This window comes from Hymenobacter sp. 15J16-1T3B (genome assembly GCF_020711235.1).
Classification (GTDB): domain Bacteria; phylum Bacteroidota; class Bacteroidia; order Cytophagales; family Hymenobacteraceae; genus Solirubrum.
The window spans coordinates 1-20,052 of record NZ_JAJFAV010000004.1 but is presented as its reverse complement, the minus strand read 5'-3'; the positions used below and the strand labels follow the sequence as shown (position 1 = coordinate 20,052).

Genomic DNA, 20,052 nt, shown 5'->3' with positions numbered 1-20,052 from the left:
AAGAAACGTTGGGAAAGAGGTCAACCAGGAGTAGGCTTGGTTAACAACTCACCAAATTTAACCACCTCCTCACAAAGCACCACTCGGCCACCCTTGATTTTTTTCGGAATACTGTACTTTTATTTGATTAATGATTGTACATATTTATTAAATACAATATCATAAAAATACATCCTTGCCAAAGTACTGTTATTGAACGTGTTGCAAAAGTCGAAACAAAGTTTATCTTCCGCAGGTTATGGGCCCCATGAAAGTTACCATCGGTCGAACTGAGCACTTTAACGCCGCCCACCGCCTGTATAATCCGGCGTGGTCGGACGAGCAGAACGCGGCCGTCTTCGGGCCGTGCAGCAACGCCAACTACCACGGCCACAACTACGTGCTGACCGTACGCCTGACCGGGCAGCCCGACCCGGACACCGGCTACGTATACGACCTGAAGCACTTGAGCCACCTCATCAAGCGCGAGATTCTGGATACCTTTGACCACCGGAACCTGAATCTGGACACCGAGGATTTCCGCCAGCTCAACCCCACGGCCGAACACATTGCGGCCGTCTGCTGGCGTCGTCTGCGGCCGCATCTGGCGGAGCACCTGGCCCTTTCGGTCACGCTCCACGAAACGGACCGCAATTTTGTAGAATACCATGGCTAACCAGCCCGACCCCAGCGCGGCCCCGCAGGCCGATGCCCACTTGGCCCCTTCCCTGCGCACCCCGCTGCGCCCCGACGCCTTTGCCCTGAGCGAGGAGGAAAAAATTGCCGGCATCACCGAGCACTTCCGCCACATCATGGACCTGCTCGGCCTCGACCTCTCCGACGACAGCCTCGCGGGCACGCCCCGGCGCGTAGCCAAGATGTACGTGCACGAGTGGTTTCGCGGCCTCGACCCCGCGCAGCGCCCCGAGGTGCGCCTCTTCGACAACCGCTACCAGTACGAGCAAATCCTGGTGGAGCGCGACATCACCTTGTTTAGCTGCTGCGAGCATCACTTTGTGCCCATCATCGGCAAGGCCCACGTGGCCTACCTGCCCGGGGAGCACGTGGTGGGCCTCTCCAAGCTCAACCGCGTGGTGCAGTACTACGCCCGCCGCCCGCAGGTGCAGGAGCGCCTTACCCGCCAGATTGCCGAGGAGCTCAAGCAAAGCCTGCAAACCGACGACGTGGCCGTGCTCATCGAGGCCGACCACTTGTGCGTGATGAGCCGCGGCGTGAACGACACGAGCAGCTCGACCCTCACGGCCGAGTACGGCGGCCGGTTCGGGCAGGACGAGAGCCTGCGCCGGGAGTTCCTGCGCCTGATCGGCAAATAACGAACTGACCCTCTTCCGATTTGCGTTTGGGCAGTACATTTGCGGCCCGTTTCGGCTTTTCCCCCGCTCTGGGCCGAAGACGTAGCACCCTCTCCATGAAACCTTCCTTGCGCAAAGTGTTGATTTCGGGTGGCCGCGGCCTGATTGGCATGCGGCTGTCGGAAATGCTGATTGACGCCGGCTACGAAGTAGCGCACCTCAGCCGGCAAACCTCCTACGGCCACTACTGCTCCTTCCGCTGGGACCCCACCACCGGGCAAATCGACGAGGCCGCCATCGGCTACGCCGATTTCGTGGTGAATTTGGCCGGCGCAAGCGTCTCGGAGGGCAAGTGGACCGACGAGCGAAAACAGGACATCCTGGCCAGCCGCGTGGGCGGCACCAACCTGCTGGCCCGGGAGCTGCGCGACAAGCCCCACCACGTGAAGGCCTTTATATCGGCCTCCGCCATCGGGGTGTACGGCGACGCCGACGACCGGCTGCTGACCGAAGACGCCCCGCCCGCGCCCGCCGACGACTTCTTGGCCGAAGTGTCGACGCAGTGGGAACGGGCGGCCCAGCAAGTGCAGGCGTTGGGCATCCGCACGGTCATCACGCGCATCGGCATCGTGCTCAGCGACGAGGGCGGCGCCCTGCCCACCATTGCCCGCCCGGTGAAGCTGGGCGCGGGCGTGGTGCTCGGCTCGGGCCGGCAGTACATGTCCTGGATTCACATCGACGACCTCTGCCGCCTGCTCATTCAGATGATGGAGGAACCGGAGTGGAAGGGCACCTACAACGCCGTGTCGCCGAACCCGGTGACCAACCGCGTCTTCACCGAAACGCTGGCCGAGGCCCTGCACCGCCCGCTGGTGCTGCCCAAAGTGCCCGAATTCGGCCTAAAGCTGGTGATGGGCGAAATGAGCGAAATTGTGCTGGCCTCGCAGCGCGTGAGTGCCCAGAAAATCGAGCAGCAAGGTTTTCAGTTCGAGTACCCGGAGCTGCGCGGGGCGCTGCGCTCCTTCTACCAGCGCGAGGAAGAGTAGTCCGTCTTGCTATAACTTGACGCCGGTCGGCGCTGACTTCGGGCCGATGGCTCGATGGCAACAATATTTCCACGCCGAATTGTTAAGTCGCTGCTAAGCCTGCCCTTGCTGCTGGCGTTAGCGCTTCTGCTGTACCTGAATGCCGCTTTGCTTCGCCGGCCCATCTACGTTAACGTTGGCGGGCAGCGGCTGAATGCCGATGTGCTGGCGCAGTTGCGGCACTTGCAGCCCAGGCTGCACGCCGGCGCCGCCACCGACATGCAGGGGCTATTTCCGGAAGGGTTTGTGTTTACCAACGCGCTCTACAGCCTGAGTTGGAGTGAAGTGGCCGCGGCCGCGCCGCCGGCCAGCCGCCTGCACCAAGCGGCCGTGGCCGAAAGCCGCTGGGCCGTGCAGCAACTTGCTTCGCCGGAAGGCAAGGCCATTTTCAACCCCGACCTGCCCCTGCCCTACGGCGCGTTTTACGTCGGCTGGTTGAACTACGCTCTCGGCAAACAACTCGGCGCGCAAACTCCCGCCGAACGGCAGGCCGCGGATACGGCCGCGTTTCGGCGCAGCTGCGCCCACTTGGCCCAAGTGCTCGACTCCGCGGACTCGCCGTACTTGGAAACCTACCGCAACCTGGCTTGGCCGGCCGATGTGGCCGTGGGCGTGGCCTCGCTGGCCGTGCACGACCGGCTCTATCCGCCGCGCTACCAGCGCACCATCCGCCGCTGGCTGCGGCGGGTCGCGGCCTTTACCGACTCCTCGGGGCTGCTACCGCACGAAGTCGAGTTTACCAGCGGACAACCGCGCGAAGGTGCCCGGGGCTCTTCTCAAAGTCTCATGCTTTGCTTGCTTGCCGATATCGACCCGGCGTTTGGGCGTCGGCAATTCCAAGGCTACCAGCGCTATTTCGTCGACCGGCGCCTGGGGCTGCTGGGCATCCGCGAGTACCCGTTTGGCAGCACGCTCGGCGCGGATGTCGACTCGGGGCCTGTAATCTGGGAAATCGGCGGGGCAGCCTCGGTGGTGGGGCGGCGGGCGGTACAGCTCTACGGCGAAACGGAATTGGCAGAAGCACTGCGCGGCAGCATGGAAGCATTCGGCTTGGCCAGCACCGCGGACGGCAAGCGGGCCTACCTGTTTGGGCAGCTGCCCTTGGCCGATGCGTTTCTGGTCTGGGGCAACGCGGCGGCTATCCAACCACAGCCCGCGCCGGCGCACAACTGGCGCTGGCGCTTTCAGCTCTACTCGTTGCTGGTGGCTGCCGCAGCGAGTGGCTTGCTTTTCTGGCTCTGGCGCCGGCGCTAGCCTACTGCTGATACACCCCAAATAAAAAAGCCGCCAGAGGGCGGCCTTTTCACTGAGTTAAACTCCGACTTACTGCGGCACTTTCAGGCTGTCCGGAATCGGGGCTTCGCCGCTGTTGATGCGCTCCAGCAAATCGTCGGTGGCAATGGAGTCGATTTCAATCTTTTTGCGGCGGGGCCGGTCGTCTTCGCTGTAGCAGATATACTTTTTGTTGATTTTGCCGGGGTACTTGGCGAAGTGGCCCGGCGTGATGCCCAGCTCGGAGTCCTTGTACACCTTTTCCATGTACATGCCGAAAATGGGCAGGGCCATGCGGCCGCCTTCGCCCTGCTCGGAGCGGAAGAAGTGAATGGAGCGGTCCTCGCCGCCAACCCACACGCCGGTGACCAAGTCCTTGGTCACGCCCATGTACCAGCCGTCGGAGTAGTTGGAGGTAGTGCCGGTTTTGCCGCCGATCTGGTTGTCATTTTTCCACAGGTCGTAGTCCCACAGGCCCTGGGAGGTGCCGCCGGGCTCTTCCATGCCGCCGCGCAGCATGTAAAGCATCAGCCAAGCCGTTTCGGCCGAAATAGCGGGCGTTTGCTGCGGGTCGAACTGCTTGATGACGTTACCGTTGCGGTCCTCGATGCGGGTGACGATGAGCGGCTCGGGCCGGAAACCGCCGTTGACGAAGGTGCTATAGGCGTTGACCATTTCGTACACGCTCACGTCGCCGGCCGAGCCCAGCCCGATGCTGGGCACCGGCAGCAGCTTGCTGCGAATCCCGACTTTGTGGGCGTATTTGGCCACTTCCTCCCAGCCCACGCGCTCGGTCAGCTGGGCCGTCACGGAATTGACGGAGCGGGCCATGGCGTGGCGCAGGGTCATGTTCGAGCCGGTGTACTCGCGCGTCACGTTGTCGGGCTGCCACTCCATGGGCTTGCCGTTTTCCACGTACTTGATGGTCACGCGCTGGTCCCGAATCCGGTCACAGGGCGCGTAGCCCTTGTCGAGGGCCGTCAAATACACGAAGGGCTTGAACGTGGAGCCGGCCTGGCGGCGGCCCTGCTTCACGTGGTCGTACTGGAAGAAGCGGTAGTTCAGCCCACCCACCCAGGCCTTGATGTGGCCGGTGTAGGGGTCCATCGACATCATGCCCGCGTGCAGGAAGTGCTTGTAGTAGGCCAGCGAATCGAGCGGGGACATGACCAGGGTGGTGTCGCCGTCGCCCTTCCAGGTAAACACCTTCATCGGCCGCTTGGCGTGCAGGGCCGAGTCGAGGCGGGCCGGGTTGCCTTTGTAGCGCTCCGCGAGGCTCTTGTAGAGCTCGGTCCGCTTGATCTGCGTCTCGATGAAGTTCGGAATTTCGTGGCCCTGCTCGTCCACCCACGGGGCCGAGTCACGGTTGCGCCAGAAGTTGTCGAAGGTGCGCTGCAGGGCTTTCATGCGCTTCTGCACCGCCTCCTCGGCGTGCTCCTGCATGCGCGAATCGATGGTGGTGTAGATTTTCAGCCCGTCGCGGTACATGTCGTAGCCGTTCTGCTCGCACCAGCGGTTCACGAACTGGCTGATGGCCGAGCGGAAGTAGTTTTCGGGCCCGTCGACGTGTTTTTCCACCTGGTAGCGCAGCGCGATGGGCTGGGCCTGCAGGGCCTGGGCTTGCGCCGCGGGCAGCACGCCGGCCTGGGCCATGCGCGTGAGCACGAGGTTGCGGCGGCGGGTCGCGGCTTCGGGGTGAAACTTGGGGTTAAACGCCGTGGGGTTGTTCAGCCCGCCGATGAGCACGGCCGCCTGCTCGGGCGTGAGGCTGTCGGGCGTGGTGCTGAAGAAGGTCTTGGCCGCCACCTTGATGCCGTAAGCCTGCGAGCCGTAATCCACGGTGTTCAGGTACATGCGCAGGATTTCGTCCTTGGTATAGCGGCGCTCCAGCTCCACGGCCGTGAGCCATTCCTTGAGCTTGGCCACCACGGTACCCACTACCGGGACTTTGCCGAGGGCGCCCTGCTCCTCGCGGCGCGTTTTGTAGAGGTTTTTGGCCAGCTGCTGGGTGATGGTGGAGCCGCCGCGCTTCTGCCCGCGCAGGGCCGCCGCTACTGAGCCCGCCAGGGCCTCCGGGTCGATGCCGGCGTGCTCCTGGAAGCGGATGTCTTCGGTGGCCACCAGCGCCTTCACCAGCCAGGGCGACATGCTGTCGAGCGGCACCGGGTAGCGGTTTTCGCGGTAGTAGCGGCCCAGCTGCACGCCGTCGGCGGTGTACACCTCCGAGGGCTGCTCTACTTTGGGGTTTTCCAGCTCCTCCAGGCTCGGCGACTTGCCGAACAGGAACATGAAATTGCTAGCCACAAGAATGGGCAGCAGGAAGAAAAACCCGGCGACCAGCGCAAACGTGGCCCAGGCCAGACGCGAAAGGCGGTTGGGCCAGGAGCGTTTCGGGCGCGGGGCTTTGGACGGGCGGGCGGGCGTTTTCGGGGCGTCTTTCGAGGGCATCGGGCAGAATATACCGGGCTGCCACAACGCGCACGCACCGGCGGAAGTGCAAATATACCGCTTACCGGCCGGGCGCGTGCCAGTGCCGGTCAGCTACTGGCGCTGATGAGCCACCAAACCAGCCCCAACGGCGCCCCGAGCAGCGAGAACAGCAGGGCCGCGCACCACCCCGCGCAGGCGAAGACCATGCTCAGCAGCCGTACCCACCAGCGCCGGCAGTGCTTGCCCAGCTCCCAGAGCAGGCCCGGCCCCAGCCACGCCAGCAGCAGCAGGCTCAGGCCGAGCACCGCCCGCGCCGCCAGCCGCGCCGGGTCGGGCTGCAGCCACATATCGGCCGCAAACCGCTCCTGCAAGCCGCCCAACAGCAGCCCGGCGCCCGCGGCCCACCACAGGCCGCGTGTGGTCGGGCTCTGGCCGTACCACGCCAGCAACAGCGGGCTCATGGGGCCGATTCTGCCGGGTCGGCGGCAGTGGCCGGAGCTAGCAGCGTGGCTACGAGGCCGCCCACGGCCAGCAGCACGCCGAGTAGGTAGCCGTACTCGTAAGGCAGCATGCCAGCCATGTCGGGGTCGTGCTCGTTGCCGGTAAACAGTTTGACGCATAATGCTTCGTGCAACAACGTAAGCAGCCACAAGAGCAAACTACCGAAGGGACTGGCGCCGCGCTTGGTCAGGCGCCAACGCAGGGCGTACAGCACCAGGCCGGGCCAGGCAATGGGCACGAGCAGCAGCAGGTTCATGCACGCAATGGTGACGGTATCCTTGACTTGTTGGAGCAGGGCCAGGATGCGCGCGGCTTCGGCGGCCGGCGCCGGGCGGGCAAGTAAGGTCATGTATCGAGGGAAAAGCGGATGGGCAACTTAGGCCGCCCGCTCCGCCACCGGGCGCTGGGGCGTGCGGGGCGGGTTGATGCAGATGGTTTCGGGGTGGCGCAGCAGGGCGCAAGCCCGGTCCCACTCCTCGGCTACGGCGGCGAAGAAGCCCACCGGCCCCATGCCGCCGGCCCAGAGCGTGCGGTTGAAGCACAGCCACACCACCAGGGCCGTGCCCGCCGTGAGGCCACCGTGCAGCAGCTGGCGCAGGCCCCAGCCCAGGCGCGACGCCCGCGGCCGCAGCTGCGTGAGGGTGAAGCACTGGAAGTTGACGTGCATCTGCTCGTCGCGGATGATGCGCAGGCTGAGCTGCTGCAGCAGGCCGGAAAAGCTGGCGTGGTAGAGGGCGCGGAAGTACACAGTGCCCACCACCTCGGCCGTGAGTAGCACGCGCACGGTGGTTTCGAGGCTGCCCCAGCGCCGCAAGCCGCGAAAGGCGGTGTTGACCCAGCTGCGGCGCAGGCGCGGCAGGCCTTGCTGATCCAGAAACCGGCCTAAGGCCAGAGAATGGTCGCCCTCCTCGCTGATGAGCCCGCGGATGGCGGCCGCGTACTCGGGGTCGGGCAGGGCGGCAGCCCGCCGCTGCAGCTGCTGCCCCTCGGAGGTTTCGAAGCGCTGAAAGTGCTGCAGGGAGCGGCCGGCAGCGCGCTTTTCGCGTTGGGTGAGTTGGTACGGGTCGTCCCAGCTCAGGTCGGCGAGGTGGGCGTGGTTGGCGCGGAAGTACCGGGCCCAGTCGGCAAAGGTCATGGCAGTGGGGCCGCGGTGAGGCGGCGAGAAATTAAGAGCAATGGGAAAAAATGGGGGCTTACTCGCGGGCATTTTGCGCACCCATCCGCCGCTTGGAGTGGTTGAGCCGGTTCAGGGGCCGCTTGCTCAGAGGTGAACGGGCGCCGCGCCGAGTCGCCCGAGCAGCTGGGTAAACAGCCAATCGAGCAGCAGAAACACGTCAAGCATGATCCAGAGGCCGGTTAGCAGCGCCTGCATTGCCCACCAGCTGTAGGCGGCTGCGTGCACCAGCCGGTTGGCGGGTGCCAGCGGGCCTTTCTCGGGCTTGAAGCCGGCCAACTGCCGCTGCAGCAGCAGGGCGGCTACGAGCTGCGCCAGCAGAAACAGCAGCGTACCGCCGTCTGGCCGGGTCCAATCCAGCAGGGCCGGGTCGCAGCCGCGCCAGCCCAATCCGGTCAGCAGTAGACCAAGCAGCGTCCAGCCCAGGCTCCGCAGCAGCCATTGCCCCAGGGAAGCGGGCGGGTTGTCCCGCAAGATGACGGCCCGGTTCATCGGTCGGGCTAGTGCGGGTTCACATCCAGGGCAATAAACAGGCAGGCAAGCAGCAGCGCGCACACGCTGAGCATGTGCAGCAGCACGCCCGCGGCCACCAGCAGCGTCTGCGCCGCTTGGCCGGCGCCGGGCGTCGAGCCGCCCCGGCGCGTGACCAGCAGGTACACCAGCACGTTGGCCAACAACAGGCCTAGGAAGAAGAGGGTACGCTGCAGCGACTCGGGGAAGTCGTCAATGGTGCGAAACAGCAGCACCAGCACGCCCACGCCGGATAGCAGGCCCAAGCTTCGCCGCAGCCAGGGGCGGTGCGCAGCGGGAAAATCGAGGGGAATACGCATAGCAAAGGGAGAAAATGGATGGAGGTAGCGGGCTTCGGCTCAGGCCGCCAGCCCGATTTCCCGGCGCAGCGCGGCCAAGTCGCGGGTTGCGTAGTCGCGCAGGCGCCAGCGGTACACGCCGGGCGGCACACGGCGGCCGCGGCGGTAGTGGGCGCGCAACTCGGGCCAGAGGGCGGGCAGCAGCAGGCCCGTGCCCACCAGCGCCAACGTGAGAGGAGTGTAGTCGCCGTTGCCGAGGGCAAAAGCCTTCAGTTTGAGCTCGTCTTCGGGCGTCATGGCGTAGCCCAGCAGCACGTGCTTGAGGTCGTGGTCCTCGTAGCCGGGAATGAGCTCCAGCGCATGCGCTTGCAGGCAATCGGCCACGGCGCGGCCCAGGGTGCCGCCAGGCAGGTCTTGCAGAAACCGTAGCTGCTCGGCCACGCCCTGCGGCCCGTGCAGGCGCCAGCTCAGCGGAATCAGCACGGCGGTAAACACCCCGGCCACAAGCTGGCAAATCAGGCGCTGGTAGGCACTATAAGCGGTATGCAACACGGTCATCATCGGTCAGCAGCGGCTGGAATAAAGGCTAGCGCCCGGCCGGCGCGGCCGTCGGCAGCTGCTGGTGCGCCTGCCAGTCCATGTAGTTCCAGTCCTGCCAGCTGGCCTCGGCCGCGTAGCGCTGCTGCCAGCGGCGCACCCGCTCGTCGAGCATGCGCTGGGCCGTGGCCGCGCTGACTTCCTCATAGAGGCTGTAGACGCCGCCGGCGTCGCGGGTGATGTGCTTGGTGCGGTTCAGGATGGCGCGGTGCTTGACCAGCGCGGGCAGCACCCGGCCCGGCAGGTCGAGCAGGAAGCCGTAGTCGACCTGCTGAAAGCCCACGGTAAGGTTGTAGCGCACAATCCAGACTTCCCAGTTGCCCAGGGCCAGCGCGAGCAGCACCAAGTAGGCAGCCACGCTGTTGAGGCGCACCAGCGAGAAAGCCGAGCGGCGCTGCCAGATTTTGAGCAGGATGGTAACGAGCCCGAACAGCGTCAGCAGCAGGAAAAAGCACACCCCGATGCGCTTGTAGGCCAGGCCCATACGCGTGATATAGTGGTAGTTGCGCAGGCCCACCGACACGGCCAGCACCGCGTTTTGCAGCACCCACACCGTGGCGCCCCAGCGCAGCACGGGCAGGCCCGGCTGGTAAAAGTTGAGGTTGCGGCGGAAAAACCAGAGCACGATGCCCATGGCCAGCAGGATGCTGAAGATGAGCACGTAGGTGCCCTCGTGCACGAACTGCGCCAGGTCGAAGCCCGGCTCGGGGCGAAAGTCAATCCAGATCCAGCTGATGTCGATGACGTTGACGGCCAGCAGCAGCACGTTGACCAGCCCGAACACGGCCAGGGCCGCCAGGTACTCCTTGCGCAGGTCGGCCGTGCGGAAGTCGCGGCGGCGGAAGTCAGGGCGCCGCACGCTGAAGGACGCTACCCCGTCGCGGCGGCGGCGCACCACCTCGCCAAACCCGGCTTCCCACTGCGCCAGCCCCGGCAGCGGCACCCGCAGCAGCACCGCGGCCGTCACCGCCAGGCCCAGCACCAAGAAGATCAGGTGGCCCAACGACAACAGCTCGAAGAACTGCCCCAGCCACTCGCCCAGCGCCGCCCAGGCCCGGTCGGTCAGCTGGCGGTAGCGCGGGTTGGCCAGCACGAACAGCATGTGAAACACACCCAGAATCAGCACCGGCACCAGCAGCAGCCGTCCGTACCAGCCCACGCGGCCGGCTTTGGTGTCGCGGCTGGGCAGGGCGCGCAGCAGCAGGGCAGGCAGGCCCAGCACCACCTGCGCGGCCGCGCCCAGGCCCGTCAGCAGCGCCAGCGAGGCTTGCTTGAGCAAGGGCTGGTTGGCGTAGCCCCACAGCATCAGCAGGGAGCCGATGCAGGCCCAGCCGGCAGTGAACGAGCCGTACCAAGTCACGGCCCCGCAGCTGACCAGCGCGCCCACCAGGCTCAGGCGAAAATACCCGGAGCGCCAAGCGGCGCGGGGCTGCCCCGCCAGCAGCGCGGCCACCGCCAGCAGGGTGAAGAGGGCCAGGTTCAGGCCCCGCCCCTGCTGCCAGAACAGCACGTCGAAGGCCACAACGCCCAGCGGCAGCAGCCATTTCTGGGTGGTGGTCAGGACCAGCTGTGCGGGGCGCCACAGCGGCGCCGCGTAGGGCGCTTCTTCGGCCCGAGCCGTGCTGGGGGTAAAAAGAGGTAGAGCTTGCATGTTTAAAGTGCTTTGTATTTCAAAGTTTGTAGACAAAAAGAGACGTCTGCTACTAGAAGGTAGCCCCGTTGACCAGCAAGGCGCCCACCCAGCCGATTGCGCCGAGCCACAGCAGCAGCGCCGTGCTGCCCAGCAGCAACATGCACAAGGCGCCAAGCGAAAAACCATGGCGGCACCGCAGCCACATGGGCCGCACTACCCAAGCTCCGATGGCCAGCGGGCCGCCCAGCACCACCACGAGGAACAACGCCACTCCCAGCCCCCTGGCCGGCAGGGTTTCGGCGACGAACATGAGCCCTAGGCCCTGCAGCGCCAGAACAGCAGCCCCGCCGACCAAGGCAATCAAGGCCAGCAACGCATCGATTACCGCCGGCAACTCCCAATCAGGCAGCTCCCATTCGGGCTTCTCGTACCGCAGAATACTCATTTTAAAAGAGCTTTGTATTTCAAAGTTTGTCGGCAAAAAAATTACCCGTCGCGGCGCAGCAGTTTTTCGAGGGTGTCGAGGTGCTCCTGGAATGCTTGGCGGCCTTCCTTGGTAGCTGTGAAAGTGGTGTTGGGCTTCTTGCCGATGAACTGCTTGTTGACTTGGATGTAGCCGGCTTTTTCCAGGGCGGCGGCGTGGCTGGCGAGGTTGCCGTCGGTCAGGTCCAGGGTTTCTTTCAGGTCGCCGAAACTCACCTCCTCGTTGGCCATGAGCACGGCCATCACGCCCAGCCGCACGCGGTGGTCGAAGGCTTTGTTGAGCTGGTGGATGGCGTGTTTCACGGGGAAGAGAAGCGGCCCGGCGGGCGGAAGTCGGCAGTGGGGCTAAAGCGGCCGGGGCGCGAAGGTAACACCCGCGGCCGGGTTGGGCGGCACGGTCAGGCGGCCGGGGCCGCGTTGTCCTGCCGTTCGTAGCGGTTGTACATCAGCAGCCCGTAGCCGATGTGGCAGAGTCCGAAGCCGATGGCGAAAAACAGGAAGGCCCAGTTGGGAAACAGCATGGCCACCAGCCCCACCACCAGTTCGGAAAGGCCCAGCAGCCGAATTTCGGCCAGGGTGTACTTGCTGGCGTTCAGCAGGGCCAGGCCGTAGAACAGCAGCATGGCCGGCACCACCAGCCCGGCGGCCCCGTGCAGGTAGAGCTTCAGGCAAAACAGGCCGCCGGCCACCAGCGGAATGGCCATGCTCCAGAACAGGCGGCGCACCACCGGGTCCCAGAGCGAGCGGCCGGTGCTGCGCGAGCGGCGCTGGGTGAAGTACACCGCCACCAGCCCGGCCAGCACGATGATGCCCAGGGCCAGCGCCAGCAAAAAGGGCAGCGTGGCCAGCCGGGCGTCGGCCGAGCCTTCCATCAGCTGCACAAACCCTGAGGAATTGCCGAAGGTGCCACCGGCGGGTGCGGCCTCGTATGGGTTGGTGCGGGCCGGGCCCGCAAACTGCGTGTGCAAATACCAGTGCCCAAAACCGGCCCCGGCCAGCGCCACCACCCCCGCCCCTACCCCCGACAGCCCGCTCAGGGAAATGAAGCGCGAGGAGCGCTCCATGATGGTGCGGATTTCGGCAAGCTGGGCTAATGGGTCGACGGCTGGCTTCATATACAGAGCACTTTGTGCTGCAAAGTTTCACAACTTTTCCGGTTTCACAACTGCGCCCCGAAAAAAACTTCCCCGCGGCTGCCGGCTGAGGCGGCCCTCCGCTTCCCATTCCCGGGGCCGAGCAGCTGGTCCGAGCCCCCGCTCCTGCCCGCACTGCGCCCCGGCCCCTATCTTGACGCCATGAAGCTACGTCTGCACCTGTTCGAATTCGAGGACCAGCCCTGGTTTCCGGCCCCGGTGCGGGCCGGCATGATGGACTATCTGCGCTTCATGATTACGCACCTGCACACCTACCGCCCCATTGCGCCGCTGCTGGCCGAGGGGCTGCGCCGCAGCGGCCAGACGCAGGTGCTGGAGCTGTGCGCGGGCGGCGGCGGCGGCACCGAGGACGTGCTGCAGGCCCTGCGCGCCGCGGGCCTGCCCGAAGCCCGCGTTACCCTCACCGACCTCTACCCCCAGCCCGCCGCCTGGCGCCACCTCCAGGCGCAAACCGCGGGCGCCATCGGCTACGAGCCCGCGCCGGTGAATGCCCTGCAGGTGCCGCCGGCGCTGCCGGGCTTCCGGGCGGTGTTTTCGGCCTTTCACCACTTCCGGCCCGCCGCCGCCGAGGCCCTGCTGCGCGACGCGGTGCAGGCCGGCCGCGGCGTGGGCGTGTTCGAGGGCGCGGGCAAGCACTGGCTGGAGTTGCTGCTGGCCTGCACCGTCATGCCGGTGGCACTGCTGTGCATCATGCCCTTCGTGCGCCCGTTCAGCCTGAGCCGGCTGCTGTTCACCTACCTCATTCCGCTGATTCCCTTGTTTACCATCTGGGACGGCATGGTGAGCATCCTGCGAATGTACCCGCCCGAGCAGCTGCTGGCCCTGGCCCGCCGCGCCGACCCCTCCGGGCGCTACCACTGGCAAGCCGGCCGCGTGCGCCACGCTTGGGGCCCGGAAGTGACCTACCTCGTCGGCTGGCCGCAGGAGTCCTGAGCCCGGCAGTTGGCCCGAGCGGGTAATAATTGGTTTCTTGCCGCTGCGGGAGCCGCGGCCGCTTGTGGTCGAGGCCTTCGGACTATTCTTGCACACCTGCTCACCCTTTACTAGCCCTGCTCGTTGGTCATTGCTCCTTACAAAAAGGCCCTGCCGCTGCTGCGCATCCCGTTTTCGGTGTATTTGATGCCGGTGTACTGGTTTGCGCTCAGCGCGCTGCGGGAGCCATTTTCGGCCGGCCGGGCCGTGGGCGTGTTCGTGGTGCTGCACCTACTGGCCTACCCCGCTTCCAACGGCTACAATTCCTGGTTCGACCGCGACGAGGGCAGCATCGGCGGCCTGGAGCGCCCCCCGCAGGTCACGCCGGAGCTGTGGCGCCTGGTCGTGCTCTTCGACGTGGCGGCCGTGCTCGGGGCCCTGCTGATTTCACCGGCTTTTGCCGCCTTGCTTGCGGTGTACCTGCTCGTGTCGAAAGCCTATAGCTACGACCGGATTCGGCTCAAGAAGTACCCCATCATCAGCACCGTGGTGGTGGTCGTGTTTCAGGGCGCGTTTACGTTTCTGATGACGCAGGTGGGCGTGGGGGCCGCCGCGGGCGAAATCCAATCGGCCGATAACCTGCTGCTGGCGGCCGTGAGCAGCCTGTTTCTCTGCGGCTCTTACCCGCTCACGCAGGTGTACCAGCACCGCGAGGACCGCCAGCGCGGCGACCAGACGCTGAGCCTGCTGCTGGGCCTGCGCGGCACCTTCGTGTTTGCTGGGCTGGGGCTGCTGGCCGGGGCACTGGTGCTGGGCTACGCCTATCTGCGGCGGGCCGAGCTGCCCTTCCTGGCCGTGTTTGCCGTGGCCACGTTGCCGGTGGTGGTGCTCTTCACCTGCTGGGTCTGGCAGGTGTGGCGCGACCCGGCCGCGGCCGACTTCCGCCACACCATGCGCATGAACCAGGTGTCGTCTTTGTGCCTGAGCGCGGCGTTTATGCTGATGCTGCTGTGGCAGCAGCGCGGCCTGCCGCTGTAGCCGCCAAACGCCGCGGCGCCGCGGTGCGTACAACCGAGCTATGTTGACCCGCCGCTTTACCCCCGCCCTGCTGGCCTTGGCCACCCTGGCCGCCTGCTCCACACCCTCCTCCGAGCGCACCGGCGCCCCCGCTTCCGCCGCCGACACAGCCACGGTATCCGACGCGCCCGCCCCGGAGCCCATGGACACCACCGCCGCTTCTGTGGCCAACGCGCAGTCGGACACGCTCAAGGTGGTGCGGGCCCGCCACCTGTTTTCCTCGCCCTCGGCGCCCGACCTGTTCCAGCTGGTGCTCCGCGGCGACTCCGTGCTCAGCAGCGAGGCCACCTTCACCATCACCGCCGCCGACGGCACCGTCATCTTTCGCGAGGCCCTCAGCTCGGCCGACCTCGAGGCCAGCATGGTGTACGAGATGACCAAGCCCGGCGCGACCCGGCAGCAGCGCGAGGCCTACGTGCGCCGCCGCATGGACGAATTTTTCGCCCCGGCCAAGTTCCGCACGCCCGCCATCGGTCCTAAGGACGCTTACCAGCCCGGCGGCATGGACCGCACCACCTGGGACGACCTGCGCCGCCGCAGCGGGGTGGTCAGCTTCGAGTATCTGGTGGGCAAGGAAGACCGACGGCGCATTGCTTGGTCGCCGCTGAAAAAGCAGGTGGTGCGCCTCGGCGGCGTGGGCAGCTAGCAGCCTACTGCCGGGCGGCGAAGTCGCGCAGGGTTTCGGTGGCCGGCCCTAGTTCTTGCCACGTTGCCTCGGCCCCGAAGGGTTCGGGCATTTCGTTCAGGGCTTCGATGAGGTGGTAGCCGTAATTCATGCGCGGCAGCAGCCGGCCGAAGAGTTTGATCAGTCCCAGCGGCGCGTAAGCCACGCGCAGCCGGCGCCGGCCGTGGTGCCGGGCCACTTCGCGCGCGGCCTGCAGGGTGGTTAGCGCCTGCGGGCCTTGCACCACGTACTCGTGGTTGGCCGCCGCGGGCAGGCGCAGCGCAGCCGCCACCTGCCGGCCGTAGTCGCGGCCCGACACCCAGTGCATGGGATGCCGCGCCTGCCCGGCCACCAGGATAAACGGCCCGGCCAGCTGGGTATTCACCAGCGTCTCCATGAAGGCCGACGGGTGAAAAATGGTGTAGGGCACCCCGCTGCGGCGCACCCGTTCGGCGGCTTGCTTTTTCAGCTCAAACACCCACCACCGGAAGCCGGCGTAATCCTTTATCAGCGACGAGAGGTAGAGCACCCGGCGGACGCCCGCCGCGCGGGCCTCTTCCAGTACGTGCTCCAGGCCCTGCAACTCGGGGTGAAACTCGTTTTCCCGCTCTGTCTGCCGCACCGAAAGGTTGAGGTACACCGCGTCTTGCCCGGTCAGCGCCGCCCGCAGGCTAGCCGCATCGGCCACGTCGCCGGCAGTCAGGCGCACAGCGGCGGGCAGCAAGGGCCGGGCCCGGGCCGCGTCGCGCACCAACGCGGTTACCTCGAAGCCGGCCGCCACCAGCTCGGCCGTCACCGGCCGGCCGATCATCCCGGTCGCGCCGATTACCAGCACCTTGCGCACGGCGTCCATCTTAGCGGCTGGGGGCGTCGATGGTGCGCAGCAATTCTTCCAGACCGGCTTTCAGCTGCTCGTAGGGCTGGTAGCCGCGCGCCAACACGTAGCCTTGGCTGCCGTGGGCCAGTACCAGCGTGGGAAAGCCCTGCACACCGAGGCGCTGCACCACGTCGAATTCGTGCTGCGTGGCTTGGCGGCTGGCGTCGTTGTCCCACCAGCGCAGAAATTCGTCCGCGTCGAGGCTAAAGGCGCGGGCCAGGGCGGCGTACGTGGCGGGGTCGTTCAAATCTTGTCCTTCGGCAAAATGAGCGCGCTGCAGGGCGTGGGCAAACGCGGCCTCGCGCTCCAACGGGTCGAGTTGCTTGAACACCGTCAACGCCCGGCTCGGCGGCTCCGAATCGAGGTGGTACGCGCCGGCTTCGCCCAACTCCTGAAACGCGGCACCGAACTCGGCGCCGGTCACCCCTGCCACCTGTTGCGAGGCCTGCTGAATGTAGGGCCACATCTGCCGGATCGGCCCGGCCTCTTCGCCGGTAATCATGCCGCCGCTGAGCACCGTCACGCTGACGCGGTCAGCAAACTCGTCAGCCAGCCGCTCGATTACCGGGCTCGTGCCGTAGCACCACCCGCAGAGCGGATCGAAAATATAGAGCAGCTCAAGTCGGTCAGTCGCCATAGGGCAAATATGGTGGCTTTTGCCCCGGGAGTGGGCTATTGGTGAAAGTGATTGGAAGCTGACTCACCAGAATTCAACTGGTGAGGAATAGTACATATTATAACTTTTTTTATTATTAATATTTATTTACCATTTACTTATCATATATATTCATACAAAATCTCAATAAAGCAAAATAACACTCTTTCCCCTTTTGATATGCGTAACGCCTACTTGCTCACTTTCGCCCTGTTGGGGCTGCTGCACTCGGCTCAGGCCCAGTGCTCATATTCTTCTCAAAAGGACGGTAACTGGAATGACCCGAGCACTTGGAAAGCCACCGGCACCGGCTGCGCCTCCGTGCCAGGCGCCGGCGCCACCGTAACCGTCGGCCACAACGTTGCCCTGACCGGGGACTATACGGTGAACGGCGAAGGAAGCCTCGTTATCACCGCCAACGGGGCCTTGGTGCAGGACCAACCCGGCCGCACCCTCACCCTTGGGGACGGCACGGGCAGCCAGACCGTCCGGCTGACGCAAGCCGGTCGGGTTGCGGTATCCGCGTTGGCCATCAACAAATCCAACCTCACCATCAGCTCCGGCGCCGTGCTGACGCTGTACTGCAACCTGACGCAGAGCAACCAGTCGAACATCACGCTCGACGGCGACATCAACCTACTCGGCACGCTCAACATCACCACCGGCAACGTTTCGGCCAACGGGACGGGGCGGATGCGCGTGGCGGGCTGCGTGACGTCGTCCAACGGGGGCTTCAACAACTACAGCAGCTCGCTGACCATCTGCGTGCAGGAAATCGTGGCCAACAACTGCGGCGCGGGGTCCGGTACCTGCACGCCCAACGCGCCCATCAACAACGACGCGGCCTGCCGCTCCGTGCTGCCGGTGCTACCCGTGACGTTGCTCTACGCCCGGGCCAGCTGGCAAGCCAAGCAGGCGGCCGTGCAACTGCAGTGGGCCACGGCCACCGAGGAGCAGAACGCCGGCTTTGCGGTGGAGCGCTCTGCCGACGGCCGCGAATTTGAGGCCGTGGCCACTGTGCCCGGGGCAGGCACCAGCCTGGTGCCGCGCTCCTACGCCTACCTCGACGCCAAACCTCTGCCCTCCCGCCTGAGCTATTACCGCCTGCGCCAAACCGACTTCGACGGCGCGGTGCACTACTCCCCGCTGATGGTCGTCAAAAACGGCCGCACCACCCTCGATCTGGAACTACAGCCGGCGGCGGAAGGCACTTTCCGGGCCCTGCTGCCGGGCCTGGTGGGCAGCGGGCAACTAGCCGTATACTCGGCCGCCGGCCGGCTCATCAGCACCTACAGCATCAACGACCACGAGGAATTGCCGCTGGTGGACTTGCGCCGCCAGCCGGCGGGCGTGTACCTGGTGCGGGTGCTCACCGCGGGCGGCACCATTACTCAGCGCGTCGTGCGGCTGTAGACGGCACGGGCGGCCCTATCTGGTTTTGCTGTTTACGCAAAAAGCCGGCTGCAATTGCTTGCAGCCGGCTTTTTCGTGGCGGGAGGCTTGCGCCCTTAGCCGTTCATCGATACGAGGAACTCCAGGTTGTCGCGGGTGCCCTTCATGCGGTCCTTGAGGAACTCCATGGCCTCGGTAGCCGACATATCGGACATAAACTTGCGCAGCACCCACACGCGGTTGAGCTCGTCCTTGCCCATGAGCAGGTCCTCGCGGCGCGTGCCCGAAGCCGGCACGTCGATGGCCGGGAAGATGCGCTTGTTGGCCAGCTTCCGGTCGAGCTGCAGTTCCATGTTGCCGGTGCCCTTGAACTCTTCGAAGATAACCTCGTCCATCTTCGAGCCGGTGTCGATCAGCGCGGTGGCAATGATGGTGAGCGAACCGCCGTTTTCCACGTTGCGGGCCGCCCCGAAGAAGCGCTTGGGCTTCTGCAGCGCACCGGCGTCGATACCACCCGAGAGGATGCGGCTCGACGAAGGCTGCACCGTGTTGTAGGCGCGGGCCAGGCGGGTGATGGAGTCGAGCAGGATTACCACGTCGTGGCCGCACTCCACGAGGCGCTTGGCCTTGTCGAGGGCCATGGCCGCGATTTTCACGTGGCGGTCAGCCGTTTCGTCGAAGGTCGAGCTGAGCACCTCGGCCTTTACCGTTCGCTGCATCTCGGTTACTTCCTCGGGGCGTTCGTCGATGAGCAGAATCATCAGGTACACCTCGGGGTGGTTTTCGGCGATGGAGTTGGCAATTTCCTGCAGCAGCACCGTTTTACCGGTTTTCGGCTGCGCCACGATCAGCCCGCGCTGGCCTTTGCCGATGGGAGCAAACAGGTCCAGAATACGGGTGCTGAGCTGGTTCGGAGTGGTGGTCAGCTTCAGACGCTCATCGGCGAAGAGCGGCGTGAGGTGGGAGAAGGAAATCCGGTCCCGCACATCTTCCACCGAGCGGCCGTTGATGGTGTCCACCGACAGCAGCACGTAGTACTTTTCGCCCTCCTTAGGCGGACGCACTTGGCACTTTACCGTGTCGCCTGCTTTCAGCGAGTACTGCTTCACCTGCTGCGGCGACACGTAAATGTCGTCGGGCGAAGCGAGGTAGTTGTAGTAAGGCGAGCGGAGGAAGCCGTAGCCGCCGTCGGGCATCATTTCCAGGGCACCTTCGCTCGGAATAGCAATTTCCAGGGATTCCACGCGCGGCGGCTGGGGCTGTCGCTGCTGGGGCTGGCCTTGGGCTTGGCCCGGTTCGCCGGGGCGCTGCTGGCGTCCTTCGCGGCTGAACCGGTCTTCGCGGCGCAAGTCGCGGCCATCTTCCGGGCGGCGCGGCTCGTCCCGCCGCAGTTCGTCGCGGCGGCCACCGTCTTCCCGGCGCGGCTCTTCCGGCCGTGCTTCGTCGCGGCGAATTTCCTCCCGACGCGGTTCTTCCCGGCGCGCTTCCTCACGGCGGGGCTCGTCGCGGCGCAAATCGTCTCGACGCGGTTCGTCGCGGCGGCGGGGTTCGTCGCGGCGCAGGTCGCGCGGCTCACGGCCTTCGCGCTGCTCCCGCTCCTCACCGCGGGGCGGTTGCGGAATGATGATGCGCGGCGGCTGGGCCACGTCCTGGCCGGCGGGGCGCGGCGCCGGCTGGCCTTGGGGCATTACCGGAGCGGTTTCGGAGGCGCGGTTGCGGTCGGGTCGGGGTGCGTCGCGGCGGTAGTCGGCGGGCCGAATTTCGCGTGGCTCGCGGCCGGGCTGGGGCACCACAAACCGCACGGGGCGCTGCTCGCGCGGCGCCTCTTCGGCGGGCCGGGCGGCCGGCTCGGCGGGGGCCGAAGCAGCCGGAGCAGCCTCGGGGGCAGCCGGAGCTTCTGCTACCGGCGTTACGACGGGTGCATCCGGGGTCGGTGCAGCTTCACCGGCCGCTTCCGGAGCGGCGGGGCGGCCGCCGCGGGCCGGGCGCTGGGCGCCGCGGGGGGCACGGCCGTTGACAGCTGGGGCCGGCGCGGCAGCTTCGGC

General features: G+C 65.9%; 22 protein-coding genes. 8 read left to right on the top strand and 14 right to left on the bottom strand.

Annotated features, from left to right (window positions below; translation table 11 throughout):
* The first annotated feature begins 247 nt into the window (after positions 1-247).
* The 4 genes from LJ737_RS08145 (at position 248) to LJ737_RS08130 (ending at position 3,631) form a co-directional block, all read left to right on the top strand.
* Positions 248-655: a 6-pyruvoyl trahydropterin synthase family protein gene (locus LJ737_RS08145; RefSeq protein ID WP_227764515.1), complete on the top strand. Its 408-nt coding sequence runs from the start codon at positions 248-250 to the stop codon at positions 653-655.
* Positions 648-1,313 (top strand): GTP cyclohydrolase I FolE, encoded by a 666-nt coding sequence (gene folE, locus LJ737_RS08140; RefSeq protein WP_227764514.1) that lies wholly within the window; start codon positions 648-650, stop codon positions 1,311-1,313. The genes LJ737_RS08145 and folE overlap by 8 nt, the downstream gene beginning before the upstream one ends.
* Before the next feature lie 95 nt (positions 1,314-1,408).
* The gene (locus tag LJ737_RS08135; RefSeq protein ID WP_227764512.1) at positions 1,409-2,338 is read left to right on the top strand and encodes a TIGR01777 family oxidoreductase; all 930 of its coding nucleotides are present in this window, start codon (positions 1,409-1,411) and stop codon (positions 2,336-2,338) included.
* Between the two features lie 147 nt (positions 2,339-2,485).
* Positions 2,486-3,631: a hypothetical protein gene (locus LJ737_RS08130; protein WP_227764511.1), complete on the top strand. Its 1,146-nt coding sequence runs from the start codon at positions 2,486-2,488 to the stop codon at positions 3,629-3,631.
* 69 nt (positions 3,632-3,700) lie between these two features.
* On the opposite strand, the gene LJ737_RS08125 is transcribed toward LJ737_RS08130, so the two are convergent.
* The 11 genes from LJ737_RS08125 to LJ737_RS08075 all read right to left on the bottom strand — a co-directional run bounded on the left by LJ737_RS08125 (position 3,701) and on the right by LJ737_RS08075 (position 12,391).
* The gene (locus LJ737_RS08125; RefSeq protein ID WP_227764509.1) at positions 3,701-6,097 is read right to left on the bottom strand and encodes a transglycosylase domain-containing protein; all 2,397 of its coding nucleotides are present in this window, start codon (positions 6,095-6,097) and stop codon (positions 3,701-3,703) included.
* Positions 6,098-6,186: 89 nt separating this feature from the next.
* Positions 6,187-6,540, bottom strand: coding sequence for a hypothetical protein (locus LJ737_RS08120; RefSeq protein ID WP_227764508.1), 354 nt, complete (start codon positions 6,538-6,540; stop codon positions 6,187-6,189).
* On the bottom strand, positions 6,537-6,929 hold the full coding sequence (locus LJ737_RS08115; protein ID WP_227764506.1) for a hypothetical protein: 393 nt from the start codon (positions 6,927-6,929) through the stop codon (positions 6,537-6,539). The genes LJ737_RS08120 and LJ737_RS08115 overlap by 4 nt, the downstream gene beginning before the upstream one ends.
* 27 nt (positions 6,930-6,956) lie before the next feature.
* Positions 6,957-7,715 carry a ferritin family protein gene (locus LJ737_RS08110; RefSeq protein WP_227764504.1) on the bottom strand — a complete coding sequence of 253 codons (759 nt, stop codon included), beginning with the start codon at positions 7,713-7,715 and terminating at the stop codon, positions 6,957-6,959.
* A 126-nt stretch (positions 7,716-7,841) separates the two neighbouring features.
* Positions 7,842-8,246, bottom strand: coding sequence for a hypothetical protein (locus LJ737_RS08105; RefSeq protein ID WP_227764503.1), 405 nt, complete (start codon positions 8,244-8,246; stop codon positions 7,842-7,844).
* 8 nt (positions 8,247-8,254) lie between these two features.
* On the bottom strand, positions 8,255-8,584 hold the full coding sequence (locus tag LJ737_RS08100; protein WP_227764501.1) for a hypothetical protein: 330 nt from the start codon (positions 8,582-8,584) through the stop codon (positions 8,255-8,257).
* A gap of 39 nt (positions 8,585-8,623) precedes the next feature.
* On the bottom strand, positions 8,624-9,124 hold the full coding sequence (locus tag LJ737_RS08095; RefSeq protein ID WP_227764499.1) for a hypothetical protein: 501 nt from the start codon (positions 9,122-9,124) through the stop codon (positions 8,624-8,626).
* A gap of 25 nt (positions 9,125-9,149) precedes the next feature.
* Positions 9,150-10,811: a DUF4153 domain-containing protein gene (locus tag LJ737_RS08090; protein WP_227764498.1), complete on the bottom strand. Its 1,662-nt coding sequence runs from the start codon at positions 10,809-10,811 to the stop codon at positions 9,150-9,152.
* Between the two features lie 52 nt (positions 10,812-10,863).
* On the bottom strand, positions 10,864-11,238 hold the full coding sequence (locus LJ737_RS08085; protein ID WP_227764496.1) for a hypothetical protein: 375 nt from the start codon (positions 11,236-11,238) through the stop codon (positions 10,864-10,866).
* 41 nt (positions 11,239-11,279) lie between these two features.
* A complete protein-coding gene (locus LJ737_RS08080) occupies positions 11,280-11,579 on the bottom strand; it encodes a winged helix-turn-helix domain-containing protein (RefSeq protein WP_227764493.1) in 300 nt (99 codons plus the stop codon).
* Positions 11,580-11,674: 95 nt separating this feature from the next.
* Entirely contained in the window at positions 11,675-12,391 is a 717-nt protein-coding gene (locus LJ737_RS08075; protein WP_227764491.1) for a hypothetical protein, read from the bottom strand.
* Positions 12,392-12,571: 180 nt separating this feature from the next.
* Here LJ737_RS08075 and LJ737_RS08070 point away from each other — a divergent pair, with 180 nt between their 5' ends.
* The 3 genes from LJ737_RS08070 (at position 12,572) to LJ737_RS08060 (ending at position 15,065) form a co-directional block, all read left to right on the top strand.
* Complete coding sequence (locus tag LJ737_RS08070; RefSeq protein WP_227764489.1) at positions 12,572-13,363, top strand: class I SAM-dependent methyltransferase; 792 nt, start codon at positions 12,572-12,574, stop codon at positions 13,361-13,363.
* A 123-nt stretch (positions 13,364-13,486) separates the two neighbouring features.
* Positions 13,487-14,380, top strand: coding sequence for a UbiA family prenyltransferase (locus tag LJ737_RS08065; RefSeq protein WP_227764488.1), 894 nt, complete (start codon positions 13,487-13,489; stop codon positions 14,378-14,380).
* 40 nt (positions 14,381-14,420) lie between these two features.
* Entirely contained in the window at positions 14,421-15,065 is a 645-nt protein-coding gene (locus LJ737_RS08060; RefSeq protein WP_227764487.1) for a hypothetical protein, read from the top strand.
* Positions 15,066-15,069: 4 nt separating this feature from the next.
* Here LJ737_RS08060 and LJ737_RS08055 read toward each other — a convergent pair whose 3' ends face one another.
* Both LJ737_RS08055 and LJ737_RS08050 read right to left on the bottom strand, forming a co-directional pair.
* Complete coding sequence (locus LJ737_RS08055) at positions 15,070-15,936, bottom strand: SDR family oxidoreductase (RefSeq protein WP_227764485.1); 867 nt, start codon at positions 15,934-15,936, stop codon at positions 15,070-15,072.
* Between the two features lies 1 nt (position 15,937).
* A complete protein-coding gene (locus LJ737_RS08050; RefSeq protein WP_227764483.1) occupies positions 15,938-16,597 on the bottom strand; it encodes a DsbA family protein in 660 nt (219 codons plus the stop codon).
* Between the two features lie 198 nt (positions 16,598-16,795).
* Here LJ737_RS08050 and LJ737_RS08045 point away from each other — a divergent pair, with 198 nt between their 5' ends.
* Positions 16,796-18,028, top strand: coding sequence for a T9SS type A sorting domain-containing protein (locus LJ737_RS08045; protein ID WP_227764482.1), 1,233 nt, complete (start codon positions 16,796-16,798; stop codon positions 18,026-18,028).
* A 95-nt stretch (positions 18,029-18,123) separates the two neighbouring features.
* On the opposite strand, the gene rho is transcribed toward LJ737_RS08045, so the two are convergent.
* Positions 18,124-19,809, bottom strand: a complete 1,686-nt coding sequence (gene rho, locus LJ737_RS08040) for a transcription termination factor Rho (protein ID WP_317206648.1) — start codon at positions 19,807-19,809, stop codon at positions 18,124-18,126.
* Positions 19,810-20,052 lie beyond the last annotated feature (243 nt).